This is a genomic window from Belnapia mucosa (assembly GCF_016775475.1).
Lineage (GTDB): Bacteria > Pseudomonadota > Alphaproteobacteria > Acetobacterales > Acetobacteraceae > Belnapia > Belnapia mucosa.
In genome coordinates this window covers 11,791-33,612 of the sequence record NZ_JAEUXJ010000026.1, presented here as the reverse complement: position 1 = coordinate 33,612, position 21,822 = coordinate 11,791, and the positions used below count along the sequence as shown (strand labels likewise).

The window sequence follows — 21,822 nt, the reverse complement described above, 5'->3', positions numbered from 1 at the left end:
CTGCACTTTCTGCTCTCGTGGCTTGCTTGGCCTCATGGTTGAAAACAACCTACCAAGCCGGCATTTGCAACTTCGCCAGCAGCACCTCCTCAAGCCGCGAGAAGAGACAGGTTTCAGATGCCACCGTTCTCGATGAGATCCGTAATGTTTGTGGTGGTGCTGATCCCAATCTTCGCTGCATTGACCCCTTTGTCTGCGCAAACTGTTGCACCGCCTTTGGCCGGTCCCCTGGCCGCTCCTGGTTTGGCGACACCAGAGCAGGTGCGAGCCATCGCAGTGTTCCGCCCGCATGTCGAACAAGTATGCCAAGCCCTCTACGTGCGCCCTGATGCTGTAGGTAGCTGCGTTCAGCGCGTTCTCGAGGCTACGCTGCCCCTGGCAATGGAGCCTGCAGCCACCCCAGCACCAAGGGCTACACGGCCGGCCGAGAGCAGAGGCAGCACTGTGGCGCCTGATGGCCGTGAGTAGTTTCATCAGTGGCAGGGGTCGTTGCGTTGGGAAGCTGAGTTCAGGTAGGTCCATTTTGCAGGATGGAGATCGACCCGAGCCGCCATCACCACCCAAGGCTTTGAGAGGGTGCCATCCGGCACCAGCCTGCCCTGACCGCAAATGGCCGGGGAGGAACGTTTGGGGACAACAGGCTCCTTCCGGCTCTCGCCCGGGCTGATAACCGCTTTGGGTTAAGCGCTACTTAGCGGCGCACATCTAAGGCAAAGCGAACGTGGCCCAGGCAGATCTATTCGGCACTCAGGTGCGAGCCTTGAGTCCCCAATTGAGCGAAAATCTTGCCCTTCGCTGGACCAGATTCACGGGTGAGGACCAATACGCCTACCCCTTACGGAAGTGCGGGACCGTGTCCGGGCCTTAGGAGAGCAGGCTCAGCTATCTTTTGCGCGCTCAGGCCCGGCGCCGTACCCGCCAGCTCGCCCGCAGCCCAAAATTGACAGCACGCCGCGATCAGCAACCCTTCCAGCGAGAAGGGCAGTTCACCCTCGTTTAGTTGATCCGAGGAAGTTAAGCTTTGGTCGTAGGTTGGGGCATGCCGAACGTATCGATTACCCAAGCTCCTGCCGTCGCGCTTTTGCCTCAGGTGGTGCATCTTCCCGACCTTTCGGTTCAGGTTTTAGGTCATCGTTTTGGCATGGTCTTCGAGGCTTGCCGTCGCATCGCTTGCACAGTTGCAGGAGAACTTTGGTCAGTCTCCGCCGTGCACCAACCAGGGCTTGGCACCAGCTACGTTTTCCGCTTCGTCTGCCCGATGGCATCGCTGCGCTTCTCGGCCCAAGCCGCAGCTTTTGCGAATGGATGCCGAGCCCGGCCTGCTTGTCAGAATTTCGGGTGATGGGCACCACCTCGGCGACGTCCCCGGGGTAAGGCACAGACTCCGACACCGTCTCGAAGCAGGTACCATCGCGTTGCGCTTCGGCCATTCAGGTACCGCTTCGGTCAGTTTGCAGACTGGCGCGGCTTATCCAGGTTCGCGATTGCATGGCTCCGCCGCACGAACCGGGCTGTAATCAGTCCTGGACTACCCTGGGTCACATCGAAATCGACGGTACAACGCTCCCGGTCGGCGATTTGGCTCACCAGCGCAACCAGTTCGGATGCGTCCCCGCCCCCAAAGGCAAAAGAGAAATCGCCCTCATCGCAGGCGGCCTGCCTAAGCTCGGACATCAGCAACATGCGCCCTCCTCCTAAACGAGGCTAGTAGAGGCGCTATGCCGTCTCTGGGATTCTGCACGGAACGGATAGCACCTTTTCGGCTGTCACCAGCCAACCAGCCAACCAGCCAAGCGATTGACCCTTAGGTTGCAGCCGAACGAATAAAGCTCGCATTAGTTGCATTGCGAGAGGCGCTCACCTCGACATGTGAGGCTGTCTGAGATTTCTAAACCGCGAGCGAACCATACATCTTGGCACACGTTAAAGTTGTATTCGTGCTCGAATGGAGCGGTCAATGGGAATAGCCCGCGATAGACTGTTCCGTGGTCAACCACACCCGATGCCGCTGCGTGTACTCATCGCCGAAGACGAAGTCATGGTCGCGCTCTCGATGGCTGATCTTTTAGAGGACGAAGGCTATGAGGTGACCGTCGCCGGTGATGGTGCGAAGGCATTGGTGGCCGCGCGGCAGCTTGGAGACGACCTGAGCGTGCTGCTAACCGATCTGAACATGCCGTGCATGAGCGGCGAGGACTTGATCCGTGCCCTCCAAGCCGAACGTCCAGGGTTGCCCATGATTGTTGTAACCGGCTCGGCGCCGCCTGGTGGGTTAGAGGATTTACAGGGATCTGATGGAAGTCCTCAGCCATGTGCTCTGCTGCACAAGCCAGTGGATTACGATGAGCTTATCGTAGCCCTACAGCGGGCGATCATCCAAAAGAAGATCTGACGGAGTGTCTAGGAGGACGGCCTGGAGACTAGAGCATGGCTGACGCTAGCAAGTGCTGGCCGCCAGCTGGCGTCAACGGCTTGTGGCTATCTTGAGCGTCCGTGCTGGAACGCGGACAGGCTGCTTCAGAGGTCGAGCCAACACTGGGGCACCCAGTCTTCCGGCGTCGCTTTCTCTGTACCTGGCTGTTGTTGGCAGTGCTGAACCCGGGCGCTTTTTGGCATGTCCCAACGATCGGTGACATGCCGGTTTGAGAGCGGCTAACTGGGAGCACAAAGGGCATGAGCCCAAGGCCAGCGAGCAGGGCTCCCGCAGAACTCAAGGCAATGACGGAACGGCGTGGGCATGCCCTTGCAGCAGGACGGAACTGATCCCGCACCCGACCACGAGGATAGCATCTCGCGGCTCGATGGCTTGAACCGCGGCGAGTTCGACGCACTCCCCTTCGGCGTAATCCAAGTAGATGGGACGGGGCGGGTTGTTTTCTACAGCGCCGCCGAAAGCCGCCTCTCGGGCCGGTCAGCCGAGGCGGTGGTCGGGCGCAACTTCTTCCGTGACGTCGCGCCCTGCACTGACCTGCCTGCCTTCCACGGCCGCTTCCTCGAGGGCGTGCGGCGCGGAGCGATGGATGAGCGCTTCCTCTTCACCTTCGGCTTCGAACCGCATCCCGTTCGGGTCGAGGTGCGACTTCTTCGGGCACGCGAGCCGGACCGCTACTGGGTCGTAGTCCGCCCGTTAAGCACCTTGCCGCCGAGCCGGCACCGCTTGGCTACCGAGGCGGCGGTCGAGGCTGTCACGCGCCGGACTCGGGCCGAGCCTGTCGACCCCAGCTTGTGCGAGCGGGAGCCGATCCATCTGGCCGGCGCGGGGCAGCCCCATGCCATCATGCTGGCCTGCGATCCAGGGGGCCCGGAGCTGACCGTCACGGCCTGCAGCGACAATGTCAGCGATGCCCTAGGGGGTGCCGGGTCGGGTTCGGTTATCGGTCGTCCGCTCGCCCGGGTGCTGCCGGAGAGCTTGGTGATCGCGGTCCGGGAAGCGCTCGCTGCTGGCGCCCTAGCAAACCCTGCCCGTCCGTTGCGGCGTTTGGCGAGATTCGGCCCACAGGAGGCGCCGTTCCTGGCGGCGGTGCACCTGCACGACGGCCGGCTCGTCCTTGAGCTGGAACGCGTGCCCGACCGACCGGAGGACTTCGGCGCCGCCACCCCCCTCCAGGCACAGGACGCCGTCTCCCGCCTGCGCGGCGGGCTCGCTGGATCAGGCGGCGGCGGCGGTTGCGCGCGAGGTCCGCGCTATGACCGGCTTCGAGCGGGTGCTGGTTTATCGCTTCGACCCAGAGTGGAACGGCGAGGCGATCGCGGAGGACAGGGCGACCGACTGGGGGCAGTCGCTGCTTGGCCTGCGCTTTCCCGCTTCCGACATTCCGGCACAGGCGCGGGCGCTTTACGCCAAGAGCCCTGCCCGCTTTGTGGTTGACCGCGACGCCGTGCCTGCGGCCGTGCGAGGGCAGCCGGCCATGGCCAACGAGGCGATCGACCTTAGCTTCGCCCCGTCGCGCGCTCTCTCGCCGGTCCACTTGGAGTACCAAAGAAACCTCGGCGTGAACGGCTCGATGTCGCTCTCCATCCTGGTGGAGGGCGCGCTCTGGGGGCTTCTTATCGGGCACCACCGCAAGCCGCACTACGTCACGCCCGAAACCCGAGCGCTTGCCGGCTTGGTTGCGGACGGCTTCGCGCTCCGGGTGCACGAACTCGAAAGCCGGCGATTGTGGGCGGAGCAGCAGCGCTCTCTGGCCACGCGGAATGCGTTGCTGGCCAAGGTAGCGGCTTCGGAGGACCTCGTCGCGGCACTCACCTCCGCGAACAGTCGGGCCGGCGTAACGCTTGCCGACCTTTTCGGAGCCGGCGGGGCGGCGATGGTGACCGGCGGGCAGGTGGCTTCGGTCGGCAGCACGCCGCCGCCGAACGTCATCATCGGCTTGGTGGACTGGTTACGCCGGTCGCTACCCGCTGAGGAGCGGGTCTTCGCCAGCGATCATCTGTCGGAGCATTACGTTCCAGCCGCCGCTTGGTGTACAGAGGCGAGTGGGTTGCTCGCGGTGCTTGTCGGCGGGGACGCGGGGGAGCGCGGCCATGCCCTGCTCTGGTTCCGCCCGGAGGTGGCCTCGACCGTGGTGTGGGGCGGGGATCCGCGCAAGCCGGTGCTGGCCGATGCCGCGACTGGCACCGTGCTGCCGCGGCGTTCCTTCGAGCGCTGGATTGAGGAGCGGCGCGGTCAGGCCGAGCCATGGTCAGCGTGGCAGGTCGGCACCGCCCTGGCGTTTGCCTCAGCGATGGAAGGCGTTGTGCTGCGGCAGATGCGCCGCGTCGCCGAACTCAGTGCGGAGCGTGAGGCGCTGATGCGGGCGCTGGAGCAGAAAGAGGTGTTGGCGCGCGAGGTCGACCACCGGGTCAAGAACTCGTTGCAGATCGTCGCGGGGGTGATGCGGCTGCAGGGCCGCACCGTCGCCGATCCGGCGGCCCGGGCTGCTTTTGAGGACACCTACGCGCGGGTGATGAGTGTGGCGCGCGTGCACGACAGCCTGCAACAATCCGCGGACATCGAGAGCGTCGACCTTGGCGAGACGCTGCGTCGGCTCTGCGACGACCTCGCGGCCGGCGTGGCTGGCGCGGCGCAGCGGCTGGAAGTCGAGGCCGACTCGGGGCTGACTGTGTCGAGCCGGACGGCGGTGGCGCTGTCGCTGGTGGCAACCGAACTCGTCACCAACGCGCTCAAATACGCCTACGGGCCCGGCGAACCGGGCCGGGTCGAAGTGAGCGCGAAGGCGCGCCCGAGCGGCGGGGTGGAGGTGCGGGTGTGCGACTTCGGGCGTGGGCTGCCGCCGAACTGGGCCACCCGGCCGCGAAGCGATGGCGGCGGGCTCGGGATGCGGGTGATCCGGGTCATGCTTGAGCGGATTGGGGCCGAGCTGGAGGTGGGCTCCGCTGAAGGACCTGGAACCTGCTTCACCGTGCTCGTCTAATGCTGAAAGCAGTCGTTCGCTTTCAGCCGGTCCATGAGAAGCTGTCAGCGCTCGCGCCAAATCTGACGGTGAGAGATGCAGGAAAAGCTTGATCTACGCTGCTTCAAGGATGGTGAGCGCCGGTCTTGCCGTGCCGGCGTCGGCGGAGTTCGTCCGCCAACACCGGTGCGAGCTTCGCCTTCCAAGCATATACAGCCTTATGATCGAACACGAAGCCACGCCGGAGAAACATCTCGGTCAAGTCGCGCAGGGTTCAGGCGATAGCGCAGCCACTACAGCACCACCAGGACGATGACGGGCGCAGATACTATGCGTGGCTCAGCAGCCCGTCACTGCGCTCGTTGAACTGCCTGCTGCAGCCCCGGGCTGCTCGGTCACGTCTACGGAAGCGCGTACCGCGCAGTCCATTTCCGGCTCAAGCTCCGCTTGCCCTAGGAGCTTACCAGGCCCGCTCCGACCAAACAGCCCTACTGGCCTGAGATCTGACAAACCATCAGGGCGCTTTGCGATTGACTCGAGTTTCGGCAAGGCTTGTGAGCTTCTGATCGGTGGCCTTTTCCTCATCAAGGTTTTGCTGCAAAACGCTGGCACAATCCTGACGGCCGAGCTGCTTGGCGAAAGCGATGAGAGTGCCATAACGGGTGATCTCATAGTGCTCGACGGCCTGGGCTGCGGACAACATGGCAGCGTCAAGAACATCTTTGTCGCCGACGTCGCTCATAGTTTCCGTTGCTTCTTCCAGGATGCCGTCCATGGCGGCGCAGGTCACGCCCTTCACTGGCTGCCCATGCATTTGGAACACCTGCTCGAGGCGCTTGATTTGATTTTGCGTCTCGGCCAAGTGGGTTTCGAAACCCTGCTTCAGTTGTGGGTCCGTGGCCTTCGCAATCATTTTCGGCAGCGACTTCGTAATCTGGTTCTCTGCGTAGTAGATGTCCTGCAGCGTGTGAACGAAGAGATCGTCCAGTGTCTTGATCGGCTTTGATAGTAATCCCATGGCCGTGCTCCTGATTAGATTTGGGCTGGCGATCCAATAGCCACTGCAAGCGCAGGGTGACCAGCAAGCGTTGAACGCGTGGCGGTTGCAGAGAGTTCAAGCCACGGCGTCGACCGAAAGGAGGCATCGCTAAACAACTTCAAGTTGCGATTGGTCCCGCGCAGAGCGAGTCAGCGGGGCAGGCTTCGACATGGAGATGGTCGGCCCGCCTTCTGACGAGCGTACGGTTTGGCATCGACACCGGTCCCGCGCGGCACCATAGGCGGCCCATCGCCTGCTGACGTCCTCCGGCGCAGGCGGCTGAGAGTATCGAGTGCTCCCGCCGACACACCGTCGCCGGAACTCCACATGGCCCTCCCCGACCAATCGCCGCCGCGCACCCGCAACCGCCTGCTCGCGGTCCTGTCGTCCGAGGGCCTCTCTCGGCTCTGGCCCCAGTTAGAGCCGGCCCAACTCGGCAGCCGGCAACGTACCCACCCGGTGATGGCCGCGGTCGCTGGCGTTGACGGGTTCAGTGCTTTTCTTCGGCGATCAGCTCGCGGAGCCGTTCGACGCCGTCGCGGGTAAAGGCGAGCGTGGCGTCCTCCCCGGTGCCGTAGACCCAGAGGCGCCCGTCTTCAGGTTCCATGTAGAGGGCGAGGTCGTGCAGGCGCTCCTCGTCCTCGCCAAGCATCTCGGCGACGCGGGCGATGGTGTAGACAAGGCTGATCGCCCCCGCCTTGCGGCGGAAGTGAGCCCAGCAGGCCGCCTCGGATGCTCGGCCGTCCTGTCGCGCGAGAAGTAGAACAGGGCTGCAGGCGGGGCTGGTCCGGCAAAGGGACGGTCGTCGCATACGTAGGTCCAGAGCCGAGCCGTGACCGTCTTGCCGCGGGCGAGCAGCGGGACGGTGGTGTCGTCGCCATGCAGCCGCGCGGCCGCCCGGACACGGGCCTCGATCAAGGCGTGCAGGGGCGCCAGCGCCGCCACCGAGGGCCGACCCAGTCGGCGAGGGTCGAGACGCCCAGCTACACCCCCTCCCGGCCGTAGGTCTTGCTCTGGCGGTTGAGCGGCAGGTGCTGGCCGAACTTCGCTTCGAGGACGGTCGCCAGCAGGTTCGGCCCTGCCCGGCCACGCGCGATCGGGTGGAACGGTGCGAGCGGCTGAGTGACCCTCTCGCAGGCGCGGCAGGAGAACCGCTCCCGCACGGTCTGGATCACCTTCCACTGCCGGGGCACCACCTCCAGGGTTTCGGTGATGTCCTCGCCCAGCTTGGAGAGCTTGCCCCCGCAGCAGGGCAGGCGGAGGGCGCGGGGAGCACCACCCGCTGCCGCGGCAAGTGGGCAGGCAAGGGCCCGCGGAACGGCTTGCGGCGGGGCGGCGCCTCGGGACGGGGCGCCGCCCCGCTCTCCGCCATGTCGGCCTTGGCGGCGGCCTCCGCCGCCGCGGCGACGAGCTCGCCCAGCTCCAGCTCGAGCTGGTCGAGCAGCTTGCGGCTACGCCCGGAGGAGGCGCCGAACTTGTCGCGGCGGAGCTTGGCGATGACGAGCTTCAGGTGGGCGATGGTCGCCTCGACGCCGGTCACACGCGCCTCCGCGTCGGTGGCGCGGGTCTCGGCCGCGATGCGCGCCTCGCGCTCCGCGGCCAGCGCGGCGCGGAGTGCCTCAATGCCTCGGCGCCCAGCTCGGCAGACGGTATCCTCGCCGTCTCCGGCTGCGGTTCGGGTGGGGGCAGCTCCGGCACGACGCGTAGCGGCACGAAAACCGGCTCGTCGGCCACCAGCGTCCCGCGCCGCTGCGCATCCCGCCACTGCCACAAGAGCCCGCGGCTCACCTGTGCCGACGCGCCACCTCGGCGAACTTCGCGCCGGGCTCGTCCAGCTCGGCCCCGCAGCTTGTCCTCCGGCCGCCGTCGCCTGCCCCACCTCCGTCGTGCTACCAGCGCGCTCGCCATTCTCGACGCAGCATAACCTGAATCTGGCTTTCACCTCACGCCGCCAGGTTTGGCGCGAGCACTGAGAGAACCCCTCCGACAGGTCGAGATCGTCTCATGGTGGTGGAGGAGGTAACGCTTCAATCATCTGAGGTGGCACAGAAGTTGCGACAGCGGGTGCCACTTGCGGTGCCCATCAGACCGCCGGAGCCTTTGGCCTGAGTGACGTCATACTCGGCCTGAGGCAACCAAGATTGCCGCAACAAGAAGGAGAGCGACCGCGGCCACGGCGAATGGCAGCATGGCGCGGTAAGCATCGCGCTCGTGGCCCGGGGTGCCAGCAAGGCTACAGGCGATGGACATGCGTACGGGCGAGACAATGTTGAGCGAAAAGGCCGCGACGTGCTGCAGCGCGACTGCCGCGGCGAGGTTGAGGCCGGCTTCCGTCGCCAAGCTCACCTGCGCCGCCATAAAAAGCCCGTTGGGGCCGTTGCTGCTGTTGGCCAATACGCCATAGACCGCTGAGAGAATCGGCATCACCACCACTGCCGCACGACCGAATGTCTGGAAAAGGCCCTGGGCGAGGCCAGTGGCGATACCTGAGCCGGACAGCACCTCCGCCATGGCGGAGAAGGTGAAGATGCTGAGGATGGCGAGGCGCCCGGTTGTCCAGGCTGCCCTCAGTTCCACCGGGAAGGCTCGGGCGTGACCACGCAACAGGCCCGTAAGGACTGCCGCAACGAGGAGCCAAGTCCCGGCATGGAAAAGGGGCGCCCAAGCCGGCGCGCCGGCGAAAGGGTGCAGGCGTCCTGCGTGCAGCAGAAAGCCTTCAAGCGGCGCGACCAGACGGGTAGCACCTAGCCAGGCGATCAGGAGGCCGAAGGGAAGCATCCGACGGAACATCTGACCGAGGGTCCGGCGATCTGGGCGCTCGTCCACCAAGTAGCGTAATGCGATCACTGGACCGTAGGCGGCGAGCATTGCCGTTTCGGGACCAAGCACGGCCGTCGCGGCGACCACGAGGGCCAAGCTGGTTCCAAGCCACAGGGCTTCGCTCAGCCGCTCTCGAGGGCCTAGGGCGAAGCCGGCTCGGTCGGCCAGGCGCCAGTAGAGCACCAGCCATGCAATATTGAATCCGACAACCAGGATGCTGGCATGAACGGCAAGCGCAGTCGGGTTCGTGCGGGCCAAGGCGGCAGCGATGATCGCACCGCTGCCCATGGCACCCCATAGGATCATGGTCTGGCTGATGAGGGAAAAAACGAGAAGCTGGATCGGCTTGATCTGCAGTCGGCGCACCAGCGCCATGGTGCCGATGATGCCGACGCCGAAGCCGGTAGCCGATTCCGCGAAAGGGCCTATCAGAAAGCAGGCCATGAAAAGGAGTCGCCGCCCGGCGCGGGCATTCGGCATGGGCATCGCAGTGGGCGTGCCGGCATCGCCGGTTCGCATCGCGATTTGCCAGAACAAAAGCCCCCCTACGATGTAAGGGACAATGATCCAACCGATCCAGACACCTCGTGCGAGCGAGACAGCGGCCTCCGCAAGCTGGAAGCTATGCGGGGCCGCTGCAAAAGCGACCACAAGCGCGGAGGCCAAGCCGATGGCTGATGCGGCGAGCACGCCAATCTGGCCGCTTGCAATGGCAGCGATGACAAGCAGTGCTGGCAGCGTCCATACGAAATAAATCACACCCTGCCTTCCCATCGCCTGCCCGCAGCGCCACGGTCAAGCCCATCCAAGCAGGATGCCGCCCCAGCTTGCAGCGGTTCCTAATGCCGCGCTCAATTCAGAAGTGTGCCGCAGCGCTAGCCGCTTAGCGCCTCTGACAACGGCAGAGCGGTCAGCCCGCGCGCCTCCGCCACCGCAGGGTGGACAACATGCCCCGCATGGATGTTCAGCCCTTGCGCGAGATTTGCATTCTCTTTCAGAGCGTGTGGGAAGCCCTTATCAGCCAGTTGCAGGACGAAGGGCAGTGTCGCGTTGTTCAGCGCGACAGCGCTGGTTCTGGCCACCGCGCCCGGCATATTGGTGACGCAGTAATGTACCACGCCATCCACCACATAGGTCGGCTCAGCATGGGTTGTGGGGCGGGAGGTCTCGAAGCAGCCACCCTGATCAATCGCCACATCGACCAACACGCTCCCGGGTCGCATTGCGGCGACCATAGCGCGGCTCACCAATCGGGGCGCCGCAGCGCCAGGGATCAGCACGGCGCCAACGATCAGATCGGCCTCGGTCACCGCCTGTTCCACTGCCTCCGCCGTTGCGAAGACGGTGGCGACACGGCCAGCGAATTCCCGGTCCAGTGCATCGAGTACCCGCGGGTTGCGATCCAGCACCGTGACCTGGGCTCGCATTCCGGCGGCGATTCGTGCAGCGTTCGAGCCGACGACACCGCCGCCGAGCACGACAATACGTCCGGGCGGTACTCCGGGTACACCCGAGAGCAGGATGCCGGCGCCGCCTGCTTCCTTCTCCAGGCAACGGGCGCCGACCTGGATAGCCATGCGGCCGGCCACCTCGCTCATCGGCGCCAGCAGCGGTAGGGCGCCCGTTGTGTCAGTTACGGTTTCATAGGCGATGGCGGTGCAGCCGCTTGTCAGCAAGCCCTCGGTCTGCTCGCGATCGGGTGCGAGATGCAGGTAGGTGAACAGCATCTGACCACGGCGGAGTTGCGCCCATTCAGCCGGCTGCGGTTCCTTCACCTTGACCACGAGATCAGCCGCGGCGAAGACCTCAGCAGCGCTCGGCGCGATGCTGGCACCGGCGGCGGCATAGGCTGCGTCGAGAAAGCCGATGCCTGCGCCGGCACCGGTTTCGACCAAGACGTGATGGCCGCGCTGCACCAGTTCCCGCACCGAGGCGGGGACCAAGCCAACGCGATATTCGTGGACTTTCACTTCCTTGGGGACACCAATCTGCATGGCGTGCTCCGGCTTTCTTGTGGTGCTGGCGTTTCCGCATCGGGAGCTTGCCCTGAAATCATAAGCATCGGTAGGTGTGCGGTCAGCACTATCCGCAAGGACCCGAATCGTGACCTTTGTTCGCGATTGCTCATTCCAGAACGACAGCCTCGCCATTCAGTCGCAGTCGGATTTCGCCAAATGCTTTATCCCGAGCGAACGCTACGATTCCATCCCAGCTGAGCTCGAGCCCTGCCATCAGCGTTGTCGCCAGCGCCGCTCGCCGCTGCAGCGGCGACTGGACCCGCGCCTCGGACGGCGGCGGCAGGAAGCTAGTGAGGTCTGCCCCCTCTCCCACCGTCGGCAGCAGCTGGCATATCCGCTCCAGCGCATCCGGCGCCCGCCATAGCGTGGGCGGCCGCGGCCGATACACCCGGTCCCAGTGTGGCAGCACCAGTAGCCGCGAGCAGGCCCGCAGCAGCTCCGCCGTGTCCGCCAGCGGCACCGCGCCGACGGTGGCAGTTTGGTCTGCCTCCCCTCGGGCAAAGACCTGCCGCCCCAGCTGCGGCCGCCGCTCCAGCCAGTCCGCGAGCCGCGACGCCCATTCCCGATCGGCCAGCTTGCGGCGCAGCCCCTGCGCCTCGCGCTCGGCCTCGGCGCTCTCCGCCGCCGCGGCCGGCAGCAGCAGGCGCGAGCGCAGTAGCGTCAGCCACGCCGCCATGATCAGCCAGTCCGCCAGCCGCGGCAGCGGCACCCGCCGCTGGTCGATCGCCGCCGTGACCACCGCTTCGAACTGCTCGGCCAGGGTGGCGACCGAGATCTGCGCTAGGTCGACCCGCTGCGCCCGGGCCAGCTCCAGCAGCAGGTCAAGCGGGCCCTCATAGGCCCCCAGCCGCAGCGCCGGCGCCCCGCTGTTGCCGACCGCGGCCGTGGCGGCATCCAGGAAGGCCTCGTCGCTGTCGGCCTTAGGGGTCATCGTAGCGCGGCTGCACCGCGAGCCGCAGCCCTGGCCAGCGCTTGCGCAACTGCCGGATCGCCGCCCAGGGTGTCCAATCGGCCGACCAGAAGCCCAGCCAGAGCAGGCCGGGGTCGCGCCTGGGCGGCTGGCCGCGCTTCGGGACCGGCAGCTCGACCACATGCCGCAGCGCCTCGGTCGTGCCCCAGTGGGACCACAGCCAGGCCCGCGCCTCGGGATGCTCCGGCCCGAGCCGGAGCACCGCCTCCGGCACCGGCAGCAGCCGGTGCAGGTCGAGCGGGCAGGCCCGGCTCTCGCCCGAGCGCTCGGCCACCAGCCGCAGCCGCTCCTCGGCCGCCACCCGCAGCTGGCCGGCGAGGATGCGGGCGCCCTCGAGGCTGAGGCTGCGCTGCAGCGGCGGCGGGGGCGCGACCAGCAGGTGGAACCAGTCCTCCTCGGCCCGCCCGAGGCTGTGCTGCCAGGGGATGATTCCAGCCCCGGCCGCGGCTTGGCGAAAGGCCGCGACCTCGGCCGGGTCCCCGGCGACCCGGAGGTGGTGGTAGAGCCAGTCGGTCTGCGCCAGCGCCAGCACCTCGACCGGCGAGGCTGCAGCCCCCTCCCCTGCCCCGCCGGCCGACTTCGGCAGCCTCCTCGCCGCCCGGACCCCTGTCACAGGTCGAGCAGCTTGCTGGCGCTCTCGGTGACCAGCTTGGCCCGGCGGACATAGCCGCGCATGGTCTTGAGGTCGCGGTGGCGGGTATGGTCCATCACCTGCTCATCCCGGGCGCCGGCCATGTAGGCCTCGGTCACGAACCCCGCCCGCAGCCCGTGCGGCGACAGCCGCTCCGTGCTGGGCACCGTGATCCCCGCCGCCTTGGCCCGGCCAGCGAGGATGGTGCGGACCGCCTCGCCACTGAGTCGGGCATGCTCGATGTTGCCCTAGCGGTCGACCTTGCGGAACACCGGCCCATAGTCGCAGGCCGAGGCGGCGAGGTTCTGGCGGAGCTGCTGATGGCTCTCGTAGTAGAACCGCTTGACGGTGGCATCTTTGATGGTTCGGTTCATGCGCTCGACCTGACCATTGGTCCAGGGGTGTCGAGGCTTGGTGAGCCTGTGCTCGATGCTGAGCTCGGCGCAGGCGAACTCGAAGGCGTGGCAAAGGAACGGCTCGTTGCGGGCCATCATTTGCCGGATGTCTTCGGGCGTTCAGCCATCTCCTGTGGGCTCAGTGAAGTGCGTGCCGTTGTCGGTGAGCACGGTGTGGATCTTGTATGGAACCGCCGCGGCGAGCGCTCGGAGAAAGTTGCTGGCGACACGGCGCGTGGCCTTCTCGTGCAACTCGGCGAAGACGAACTTCGAAGTCCTGTGGTGGCAACGAAGAGGTGGAGCTTGCCCTGCTCGGTCCGGACCTCGGCGATGTCGATGTGGAAGGTGCCGATGGGGTAGCGCTTGAACTTGGAGCGGCTCGGCTTGTCGCCCTCGGTGTCCGGCAGCCGGCTGATGCCATGGCGCTGGAGGCAGCGGTGCAGGCTGGAGCAGGTAAGGTGCGGCATGCTGGGCTGGAGGGCGTAGAGGCAGTCGTCGAGCGGCAACAGCGTGTGACGGCGGAAGGCAACCACAACGGCCTTATCCTCGGCCGACAGGACCGTTGACCTGGGCTCCTGAGGATCGGTGCGCAGGTCGGAGATGGAGGCCCGCCTCCTCCACTTCGCGACCGTCTTGGGGTTGATCCCGTAGCGCTTGGCGAGCCCTCTCAGGCTCTCTTGACTATGCTGTATCGCTCGACGGATCGCCGCTGTCGTTGTTGCGCTCCCATGGTGAACCTGGCACATAGCGCGTCCTTCCACGCCGGCTGGAAGACTGCACCATCAAACCTTGGCACCAAACATCTAGTCACTGTCGTGCACGAGCGACCGGGCGCGGCGTGGGGCTGCGCATCCTCATCGGCGAGGGAGCAGCCATCAACACCACCACCCCGAACGGCCGGCTGGTGCGGGGCATTGCCCCGCACCGTCGGGAAACTGGTAAGCACTGCCCGTCGCCGAGCCTGCATCAAGCATGTTACGGCGGAGCAGGACGTCTCCAAGCGGTTCGCCTGCCGTGTGCTGGGACAGCACCGCTCGGTGCAGCGCAGAGCACCCAGAGTGACCGACGACGAGGCGCCGCTGAGGGAGAGTATTATCGGCCTGGCCCGGCAGTACGGGCAGTACGGTTATCGGCGGATCACGGCCCTCCTCAGGGCCGAGGGTTGGTCCTGCAACCACAAGAGGGTGGAGCGGATCTGGCGGATGGAGGGACTGAAGGTCCCGGCCCGGCAACCAAAGCGCGGGCGGCTGTGGTTGAACGACGGCTCCTGCGTGCGGCTGTGGCCTGAGAGGTCCAATCACGTCTGGGCCTACGGTTCCGTCGAGGACCGGGCGCGCAACGGCCAGAAGCTGCGGCAACGAAGACACGGAGCTTGCCTTCCTCCGTGCTGACCTCGGCGATGTCGATGTGGAAGTAGCCGATGGGGTAGGGCTTGAACGCCTTCTTGGCTGGCTTGTTGTCCTCGACCTCTGGCAGCCGGCAGATTCCGTGGCGCCGAAGGCAGCGGTACAGGGCTGAGCGCGTGAGCTGCGGCACGGTGGGTTGCAGAGTGTAGAGGCAGTCGTCCAGCGGCAGCAGGGTGTGACGCCGGAAGGCCACGATGACCGACTCATCCTCGGCCGACAGCGTGGAGGACCGTGGCTCCCGCGGGCCGGTCAGCAGATCGGCGACCGAGGTCCGCCTGCGCCATTTGGCAATCGTCTTGGGGTTTACCCTGTAGCGCCGCGCCAGCTCTCTCAGGCTCGCTTAACTATGCTGGCGCCGCGGACGGAAGTGACCCTTATGCTAGCCAAATGCCCGCGAGGTTCTTCGGATTTGTACTGGATCACATCGCTACCACCACTGATCGTATGCATTGTCACAGCATGCCTCGTATCCTGACCTACAATGTGCACAGCTGCCGTGGCATGGATGGCACGCTCTCACCTGAACGGATCGCCGCCGTGATCGCTGCGGCCCAACCCGACATCGTGGCGTTGCAGGAACTCGATGTTGGGCGTGCCCGTACCGGCGGCCTGGACCAGGCGCACAGCATCGCGCGCGCGCTCGGAATGGAATTCCATTTCCATCCGGCGCTCCGGGTCGAGGAGGAGGCCTATGGCGATGCAGTCCTGAGTGCTTTGCCCATGCGTCTCATCAAGGCCGGACCGCTGCCTGGCTTGGCGCACCGACCGATGCTGGAGCCGCGGGGAGCGCTCTGGGTCGCAGTGGAACTTGGCGACGGTAGTGTGCTGCAGGTGATAAACACACATCTCGGCCTGGCAGCACGAGAGCGGCTGGCGCAGGTCGAGGCGCTGCTCGGGGAGGCTTGGCTTGGCCACCCAACCTGCCGCGGCCGGCCAGCGGTGCTGCTAGGGGATTTCAACGCTGTTCCGCGTTCGGTTGCCTATCGACGCATTGCGGCACAACTGCGCGACGCACAACGCATGCTTCCCGGGCAAAAGCCGCGCCCCACTTTCCCGTCACGGTGGCCGCTGTTGCGCATCGACCATGTCTTCCTCAGTGTGGGTGTCGAGGCGCGGAGCGCCGAGGTGCGCCGCGGTCCGCTCGAGCGTCTAGCCTCCGACCACCTTCCGCTCGTCGTGGATCTAAGCATCCGCCGGCAGGTGTGACGATGAGCGGCGGTCACGGGGCCCGCAGCCGCCGCCAGGGCCGCCAGGCATCCTCCAGTCCGTTTGGGTCGCCCAACTGCAAGGCGGCGACGAGCGCGCCCAACGGACCGGGCCCGCCAGGCGGGAGAGGTTGCAGCCGCCGTACGTCGCGGTCGCCGTCCAGCGCTTCGATGCCGCCCGCCAAGCTGCCTGCTCGGCTGATCGCCGCCGCCATCCGGCGTTCGTCGACATCCAGGAAATGGCCGATCAGCTTCTCCCGGAAGCGGCCGATCGCGGTCTCCACATGGGCGCCGGCAGGTCCATCCGGGGCTTCGAGGGCAAGGTCGCATTCGGTATCGAACCCGCCCGAGCGGTTGTTCAGGTTCGCCGAGCCCACGCGCAGCAGCCGGTCGTCTATGATGGCGACCTTGGAGTGCACGAGGACGGTCCGGCCGCCCACCGTGCGCGGTGCATAGGCAGCGAAGCGCCCGTGACGATCGGCGGCACGGAGCCGCGCGACCAGCGAGTCGCGCGGCGCATCCATGGTCATCCGGTCGAAGAAACTAGGGCTCCGCCCCGATACAACGAGCAGGATTTCCGGTCCTTCGGCCTCCGCGAGCCGCTCAGCCAGGGCATCCGCCAAGCGCGGCGAGGCGAAATACTGGTTCTCCAGGTAGATCAAGCGGCGCGCCGCGGCAATGGCCGCGAGATGCAGCGCCTCAACCTCGCGCGCCGGCGGCTCCTGTGTCCAGGCGGGCTCGGTACGGGCGATACCGAGGCGCGGCGCATCGATCAGGTCGGGAGGCACCTCCTGCGGCCAGGGGTCGCCGCCAATGGGCAGCGGTGGCTCGATTCGCTCCCCGGTCGCATGGAACCAGCGTTCGCGCGCGAGCCGGCCCAGCGCCGCCGCCGCCCCGCCATCCACCAGCATCATCACCTCGTGCCGGGGCGCGTGCTCCCTGCCGAAAGGCAGGCGTCGGCGCGCATCATGGTCGGGATGGCTCGGCGTGTCCCAGCGATTGATGGCGAAATCGCCGCCACCGCAGAAAGCGATGGCGTCGTCGATGACCAGCAATTTCTGATGGTGGCAAGCGCCACCGGGGGCGTGATCGAGGTGGAAATGGACGCGGCTACTGCGGAATCGCGCGGCTGCCCGTTTGGGGAAGAATTGCCGGCCAACCGTGATCAAGAGCGGTATGTCCCAGATCAGCACCCGGACGTCGAGGTCCCGCCGATGCGCGGCGAGTCCGGTCAGCAGCGGTCCGATCTCGTCCGGCGGCTCCGTCGCCGCCGTATTCGGGCACAGGCGCGTGCGCGGATCGAAGTCCCAACCGAGCAGCAGGATGGACCGTTCGGCCCTGAGCATGGCGGCCTTGGCAGCAGCGAAGTAAGCGGCGCTGTCGAGCAGGACCGCGACACGCCCTGCCGGTTCGATACGCCAACAGGTCTCGCCTGGGCGCAGCAGCGAGGACGACCTGCCATAGGCCGCAATCGGCCCGGCCCGCTCCGCACCGCTGAGGAGAAGCCCGGACCCGCTGCTATCGGCACTCACGCCCCTTTCTCTCAGGTGGGGGAGCCCGGCAGGCGATGTCCGGTCCCGACCCGCAACCTCACGCATCACTCCTCCGTCGCCGCCACCACATCGCTACCAGGGAAAGCGCCGCAAGGCCGATAAGCGGCAGCAGGATCGGCGCCGAAAGCATCACAGATGCGTCCGGCCGTCCACCGTAGGCAAAGACCTGCCCGAGCCCGGCGCCGATGCCGGCGAAGACCAGGGTGCCCGGCAGGATCCCAAGCCCGGTCGCGACGGCGAAAGCCGGAAGGGGCATCCCGACCAACGCCGGCGCGATGCTTCCAACGGGATAAGGCACGATCGGCAGGAGCCGCAGCGAGAGCAGGTACCAGAAGCCGTCCCGCTCCAGCCCTGGCTTGAGTCGATCAAGAAATGGTCCCGCTCGCCGCGCCACCGCCGGCGCCAATGCCGAGCGGACGGCGAGAAACAGCAGGCAGGCGCCAAGCGTCGCGGCCGGTAGGGCCAGCGCGGTGCCGAGCCAACGGCCGAAAAGCAGCCCTCCTGCCATGGTCAGCACGGGACCAGCCGGAACCGAGAAGGTGACCGCGATCACATACGCCGAGACATAGCCCAGCGCCGTCAGGACCGGCGAGGCAGCCACCTGCTGCGACAGAGCCTCGCGGTACTCCACGAGGGCATCGAGGGAAAGGTAGCGCTGTAGTCCAGAAGCCAAGGCCAGCCCAAGCCCGGCCAACAGGGCCGCGACAGGCCAGAACCGGAGGCAGCCATGCCTGACACCTTCCCTGCCGTACTGTTCCGTAGCGTCGTTCCTCATACCGGAGAAGCCGGTTAGCTGGGACGGTAGACGGTACTGACCAATCCGTCACATTCGCCGAAGCCGGTCATGTCCCCGGCTTCAATTCCACCTTGATCCAGCCCGGGTTGCGCAGGTCGAACTCCTTGTAGGCCGCAATCACGTCCGACATCGGCTCGACATGCGAGAGCACCGCAGTAGGATCCACCGTGCCGCCCTCGACCATCTCGACCAGCTTCGGGATTGAGGTTCTGTGGTTGCAGTTCCCCATGTTGATGCTGAGATTCTTGTTCATCGCCATGCCGATCGGGAAAAAGCGATCCGTCGGCGGATAGACGCCGATGATGCCGAGCGTGCCGGCCTTGGCTAGCGTCTCCACCGCCCAGGTCAGCGCCAGGGACGGCGCATCGCCCGGCTTCCACTGCCTGCCTTGCGGCTTGGCGTCGGGGACGATCTGCTGGACCTCCTGGGCGAATTGCTGCGCCTGCTGACCGGCCTTCTCCGCCGCTGGGTCCTGCTTCGGCCGCTCACTGTCGACGCCAACGCAGTCGATGGCACGATCCGGGCCGATGCCGCGGGTGAGTTCCTTGATCGCCTCGACCGGGTCCTCCTCGTTGAAGTTGACCGTTTCGGCGCCGAGCGCCCGGGCGCGCTCCAGCCGGTCGGCATGGCCATCGATGGCGATGACCCGGTGTGCGCCCTGCTGGAAAGCGCTCATCACCGCGAAGAGCCCGACCGGGCCACATCCCCAGACCGCCACCACGTCTCCGTCGCCCACCTCGGCCAACACCGCGCCGAATCAAGCAGTGGGATAGATGTCCGAGAGCAGGATCGCCTGGTCGTCCGAAACCGCCTGCGGCAGACGGATCAGGTTGTGGTAGGCAAAGGGTATCCGGGCGTACTCGGCCTGCAGCCCGTCGAAGCCGCCAGCCGCCTGTGGGCTGCCGAAGAAGGCCGTGCCGGCGGCGGCACCGTTCGGGTTGGCGTCGTCGCATTGCGCGGTGTAGCCGCTGCGGCAATAGCTGCAATTGTCGCAGGCGATGGTGGATGGAATCACTACCCGGTCGCCGCGGCGGAAGTTACGTACGCCCCGGCCAACTTCCTCGACGATGCCCACCGCCTCATGGCCCAGGATCGTGCCCGGCCGCATGCCGACAAAGGTACCGCGGATCATGTGCAGGTCGGTGCCGCAAATGGCCGAGGAAGTGATGCGGACGACCGCGTCCGTCGGATCCTGGACGGACGGGTCCTTCACCTCGTCGAGCCGGATGTCACCGATACCGTGGAAAACGACGGCCTTCATGCGGAGCCTCCTTGGTCGGATGGATAGCCGTGGCGAGCCCGTCGCGGCGGGCAGGCCTGCCGCGCGCCTGGCGTCAGAGCAGGTCCTCGATCCGGATCGGCAGGTCGCGGATGCGCCTGCCGGTCGCGTGCCACACGGCGTTGGAGATTGCCGCGTTCATTCCGACGATGCCGATCTCGCCGATGCCCTTAATGCCGAGCGGGTTCACCTGCGCATCCTGCTCCGGAACCATGATGACCTCGATGCTGCGCACATCGGCGTTCACCGGCATCAGGTACTCGGCGATGTTGTCGTTCACGTAGCGGGCCGCATGCGGGTCGATCTCGGTGGCCTCGTGCAGCGCCGCACTGATCCCCCAGATCATGCCGCCCATGTACTGGCTGTGGGCTGTCAACGGGTTGACGATGGTGCCCGCGGCGAAGGCCCCGACCGCACGTGGCACCCGCACCTCCCGCGTCAGAGCATGCACCCGCACCTCCACGAACTGGGCGCCGAACGTGTAGGTGGTGGCGTCCTCGCGGCTGTGGCCCCGGGACATGGCCATCTGGCCCTGATAGACCTTGCCGATGGACTCCGGCGGCAATCCCTTCGGGATGTTCTCGGCATAGACCTCAAGCACACCGGTGGTGACCCGGGCGAGGGCTTTCGGCAGATCCTCGGCGGCACCGCCCGGGGCGCGCAGTGCGCCAGCGGACAGCGTCAGCTTCGCCGGATCCTGGCCTGCCAGGGGCCCGTCATTGCTTGTCACCGCGGCCTGTGCCAGCCGCTGCCGGACCCCCTCGCAGGCCTTGGCCACCGCGTTGCAGATCCCGGCCGTGTGGCTCGACCCTGCCGCCAGCCCGGCCGCCGGCAGTTCCGACCCCCCCAGTTCGACCACGACCTTGCCGATCTCGAGCCCCAGCCGGTCCGCCGCGGTGATGGCAATCACCGTATAGGCGCCGGTGCCGATGTCATGCGCGGCGATCTGCACGCGCGCCTTGCCCTCAAGCGTCAGGGTCACGCGGGCGGCGGCCGGGCCGATATTCGCCGGATAGGCAGCGGTGGCGCAGCCCCAGCCAACCTGCCAGTCTCCATCGCGCATCGTACCAGGTGCCGGGTTGCGGCCCTTCCAGCCGAAGCGCTCCGCTGCCTGGTCGAAGCACGGCATCAGCGAGCGCGAACTGTAGGGCTTGCCGGTCGCAGGGTCGGTCTGCGTGTCGTTGATGCGGCGCAGCTCGACCGGATCCATGTTCAGCGCGACCGCCAGTTCGTCCATCGCAACCTCGAGCGGGAACATGTAGGGCGTCTCGGGCGGCGCGCGCATGAAGCCCGGCGTGTTCCGGTCGGCGTGGACGATGTTCACCTTGGTCAGGATGTTTGGGCAGGCATAGACACGCGCAGTCGTTTCCGTACCCGAGACGTTGTACTCGGATGGCCGCGAGGTCACCTCCCAACCCTCATGGCGCAGGGCGGTCAGCCGGCCGTCGCGCGTGGCGCCGAGCTGGATGTGGTGACGCGTCTCCGCCCGGTAGGTGACGATAGTGAAGCCCTGGTCGCGCGTTGCCACCAGCCGCACGGGCCGGTTCAGCCGCCGCGCCGCGACCGCGATCCAGGCGGTACGGGCCGTGATCCCGCCGCGCGAGCCGAAGGCGCCGCCGACAAAGCGCGAGACCACGTGGATGTCGCCGGGGTCCATCCGCAACTGCTTCGCCAGGCTGCCCCGCAACCCATAGACGAACTGGCTGGGCTCGTAGACCGTCAGCTTGCCGCCGCGCCATTCGCAGGTGGTGGTGAATAGCTCGATCGGATTGTGATGCTGGGTCGGCGTGCCGTAGCGCGCGTCCACCTTCACCTCGGCGACGGCGAAGGAGGCCTCGGCGTCGCCGACCTTGTAGTCCTTGTGCTCGCCGGCCTTGCGCACCTCCTCCTCGACGCCCGGGCTGCCGAAGGTGGCGGAGGGCGGCTCGGCCTCATAGTCCACCTCCACCTTGTGCGCCGCCTCGCGCGCCGCCTCGAAGCTCTCGGCCAGGACGACGGCGATGATCTGGCCGTCATGCCAGACGCGGTCGGATTCCAGCGTCGTCGTCGTGTCGCCGCCCGACATGGGCTTGGGCTTCTCCGCCTCGCCACCGACATTCCCATGCATCAGGATGTCGAGGATGCCAGGCACGGCCCGCGCGGCGTCAAGCCGGAAACCGCGGATGCGGCCGCGGGCGATGGCGCTGGTGACAAGGAAAGCGTGGGCCGGGTTCGCCACCACCTCGTCCGAGGCGTAGCGGGCCATGCCGGTCACCTTGGCGCGGCCGTCGATGCGGATGGCCGGCTGGCCGATGATGGTCTGGTTGCCGTCGGGCAT

The 21,822-nt window shown here is 66.6% G+C and carries 16 protein-coding genes and 5 pseudogenes; 5 read left to right on the top strand and 16 right to left on the bottom strand.

The window, feature by feature from the left end:
• Positions 1-1,446: 1,446 nt before the first annotated feature.
• A complete protein-coding gene (locus tag JMJ55_RS27710; RefSeq protein ID WP_202828847.1) occupies positions 1,447-1,683 on the bottom strand; it encodes a hypothetical protein in 237 nt (78 codons plus the stop codon).
• Positions 1,684-1,957: 274 nt separating this feature from the next.
• Here JMJ55_RS27710 and JMJ55_RS27705 point away from each other — a divergent pair, with 274 nt between their 5' ends.
• The 3 genes and pseudogenes from JMJ55_RS27705 (at position 1,958) to JMJ55_RS31295 (ending at position 5,414) form a co-directional block, all read left to right on the top strand.
• Complete coding sequence (locus JMJ55_RS27705) at positions 1,958-2,392, top strand: response regulator (RefSeq protein ID WP_202828846.1); 435 nt, start codon at positions 1,958-1,960, stop codon at positions 2,390-2,392.
• A 345-nt stretch (positions 2,393-2,737) separates the two neighbouring features.
• Positions 2,738-3,550, top strand: a pseudogene (locus tag JMJ55_RS32200) (PAS domain-containing protein); the annotation flags it as partial.
• Complete coding sequence (locus JMJ55_RS31295; protein ID WP_268885436.1) at positions 3,549-5,414, top strand: histidine kinase dimerization/phosphoacceptor domain -containing protein; 1,866 nt, start codon at positions 3,549-3,551, stop codon at positions 5,412-5,414. The pseudogene JMJ55_RS32200 and the gene JMJ55_RS31295, both read left to right, overlap by 2 nt.
• Before the next feature lie 493 nt (positions 5,415-5,907).
• Here JMJ55_RS31295 and JMJ55_RS27685 read toward each other — a convergent pair whose 3' ends face one another.
• From JMJ55_RS27685 to JMJ55_RS27645, 9 genes and pseudogenes are all read right to left on the bottom strand, one after another.
• Entirely contained in the window at positions 5,908-6,411 is a 504-nt protein-coding gene (locus JMJ55_RS27685; RefSeq protein ID WP_202828844.1) for a YciE/YciF ferroxidase family protein, read from the bottom strand.
• A gap of 511 nt (positions 6,412-6,922) precedes the next feature.
• A complete protein-coding gene (locus tag JMJ55_RS27680; protein WP_202828858.1) occupies positions 6,923-7,243 on the bottom strand; it encodes a hypothetical protein in 321 nt (106 codons plus the stop codon).
• A pseudogene (gene tnpC, locus JMJ55_RS27675) lies at positions 7,141-8,056 on the bottom strand (IS66 family transposase); the annotation flags it as partial. The gene JMJ55_RS27680 and the pseudogene tnpC, both read right to left, overlap by 103 nt.
• A 491-nt stretch (positions 8,057-8,547) precedes the next feature.
• Positions 8,548-10,011, bottom strand: a complete 1,464-nt coding sequence (locus JMJ55_RS27670) for an L-lactate permease (protein WP_202828843.1) — start codon at positions 10,009-10,011, stop codon at positions 8,548-8,550.
• 116 nt (positions 10,012-10,127) lie between these two features.
• Positions 10,128-11,246, bottom strand: coding sequence for an alanine dehydrogenase (gene ald, locus JMJ55_RS27665; protein WP_202828842.1), 1,119 nt, complete (start codon positions 11,244-11,246; stop codon positions 10,128-10,130).
• Between the two features lie 130 nt (positions 11,247-11,376).
• The gene (locus JMJ55_RS27660; RefSeq protein WP_202828841.1) at positions 11,377-12,201 is read right to left on the bottom strand and encodes a segregation and condensation protein A; all 825 of its coding nucleotides are present in this window, start codon (positions 12,199-12,201) and stop codon (positions 11,377-11,379) included.
• Complete coding sequence (locus tag JMJ55_RS27655) at positions 12,191-12,853, bottom strand: hypothetical protein (protein ID WP_202828840.1); 663 nt, start codon at positions 12,851-12,853, stop codon at positions 12,191-12,193. The genes JMJ55_RS27660 and JMJ55_RS27655 overlap by 11 nt, the downstream gene beginning before the upstream one ends.
• On the bottom strand, positions 12,850-13,113 hold the full coding sequence (locus JMJ55_RS27650) for a tyrosine-type recombinase/integrase (protein WP_328702791.1): 264 nt from the start codon (positions 13,111-13,113) through the stop codon (positions 12,850-12,852). The genes JMJ55_RS27655 and JMJ55_RS27650 overlap by 4 nt, the downstream gene beginning before the upstream one ends.
• Before the next feature lie 57 nt (positions 13,114-13,170).
• Positions 13,171-14,012: pseudogene (locus tag JMJ55_RS27645) on the bottom strand (IS481 family transposase); the annotation flags it as partial.
• Between the two features lie 183 nt (positions 14,013-14,195).
• Here JMJ55_RS27645 and JMJ55_RS27640 point away from each other — a divergent pair.
• Positions 14,196-14,621 (top strand): annotated as a pseudogene (locus tag JMJ55_RS27640) (IS3 family transposase); the annotation flags it as partial.
• Here JMJ55_RS27640 and JMJ55_RS27635 read toward each other — a convergent pair.
• Positions 14,620-15,009, bottom strand: a pseudogene (locus tag JMJ55_RS27635) (IS481 family transposase); the annotation flags it as partial. The pseudogenes JMJ55_RS27640 and JMJ55_RS27635 sit on opposite strands and share 2 nt — an antisense overlap.
• A 122-nt stretch (positions 15,010-15,131) precedes the next feature.
• On the opposite strand from JMJ55_RS27635, the gene JMJ55_RS27630 reads away from it, so the two are divergent.
• A complete protein-coding gene (locus tag JMJ55_RS27630; protein WP_236034144.1) occupies positions 15,132-15,878 on the top strand; it encodes an endonuclease/exonuclease/phosphatase family protein in 747 nt (248 codons plus the stop codon).
• A 13-nt stretch (positions 15,879-15,891) separates the two neighbouring features.
• On the opposite strand, the gene JMJ55_RS27625 is transcribed toward JMJ55_RS27630, so the two are convergent.
• The 5 genes from JMJ55_RS27625 to JMJ55_RS27605 all read right to left on the bottom strand — a co-directional run bounded on the left by JMJ55_RS27625 (position 15,892) and on the right by JMJ55_RS27605 (position 21,822).
• On the bottom strand, positions 15,892-17,475 hold the full coding sequence (locus JMJ55_RS27625; RefSeq protein ID WP_202828837.1) for a phospholipase D-like domain-containing protein: 1,584 nt from the start codon (positions 17,473-17,475) through the stop codon (positions 15,892-15,894).
• On the bottom strand, positions 17,468-18,205 hold the full coding sequence (locus tag JMJ55_RS27620) for a TVP38/TMEM64 family protein (protein ID WP_202828836.1): 738 nt from the start codon (positions 18,203-18,205) through the stop codon (positions 17,468-17,470). Before JMJ55_RS27620 ends, JMJ55_RS27625 begins: the two co-directional genes overlap by 8 nt.
• 67 nt (positions 18,206-18,272) lie before the next feature.
• A complete protein-coding gene (locus JMJ55_RS27615; RefSeq protein WP_328702790.1) occupies positions 18,273-18,962 on the bottom strand; it encodes a zinc-binding dehydrogenase in 690 nt (229 codons plus the stop codon).
• A 21-nt stretch (positions 18,963-18,983) separates the two neighbouring features.
• A complete protein-coding gene (locus JMJ55_RS27610) occupies positions 18,984-19,487 on the bottom strand; it encodes an alcohol dehydrogenase catalytic domain-containing protein (protein ID WP_202828834.1) in 504 nt (167 codons plus the stop codon).
• Positions 19,488-19,560: 73 nt separating this feature from the next.
• On the bottom strand, positions 19,561-21,822 hold the full coding sequence (locus tag JMJ55_RS27605; RefSeq protein WP_202828833.1) for a xanthine dehydrogenase family protein molybdopterin-binding subunit: 2,262 nt from the start codon (positions 21,820-21,822) through the stop codon (positions 19,561-19,563).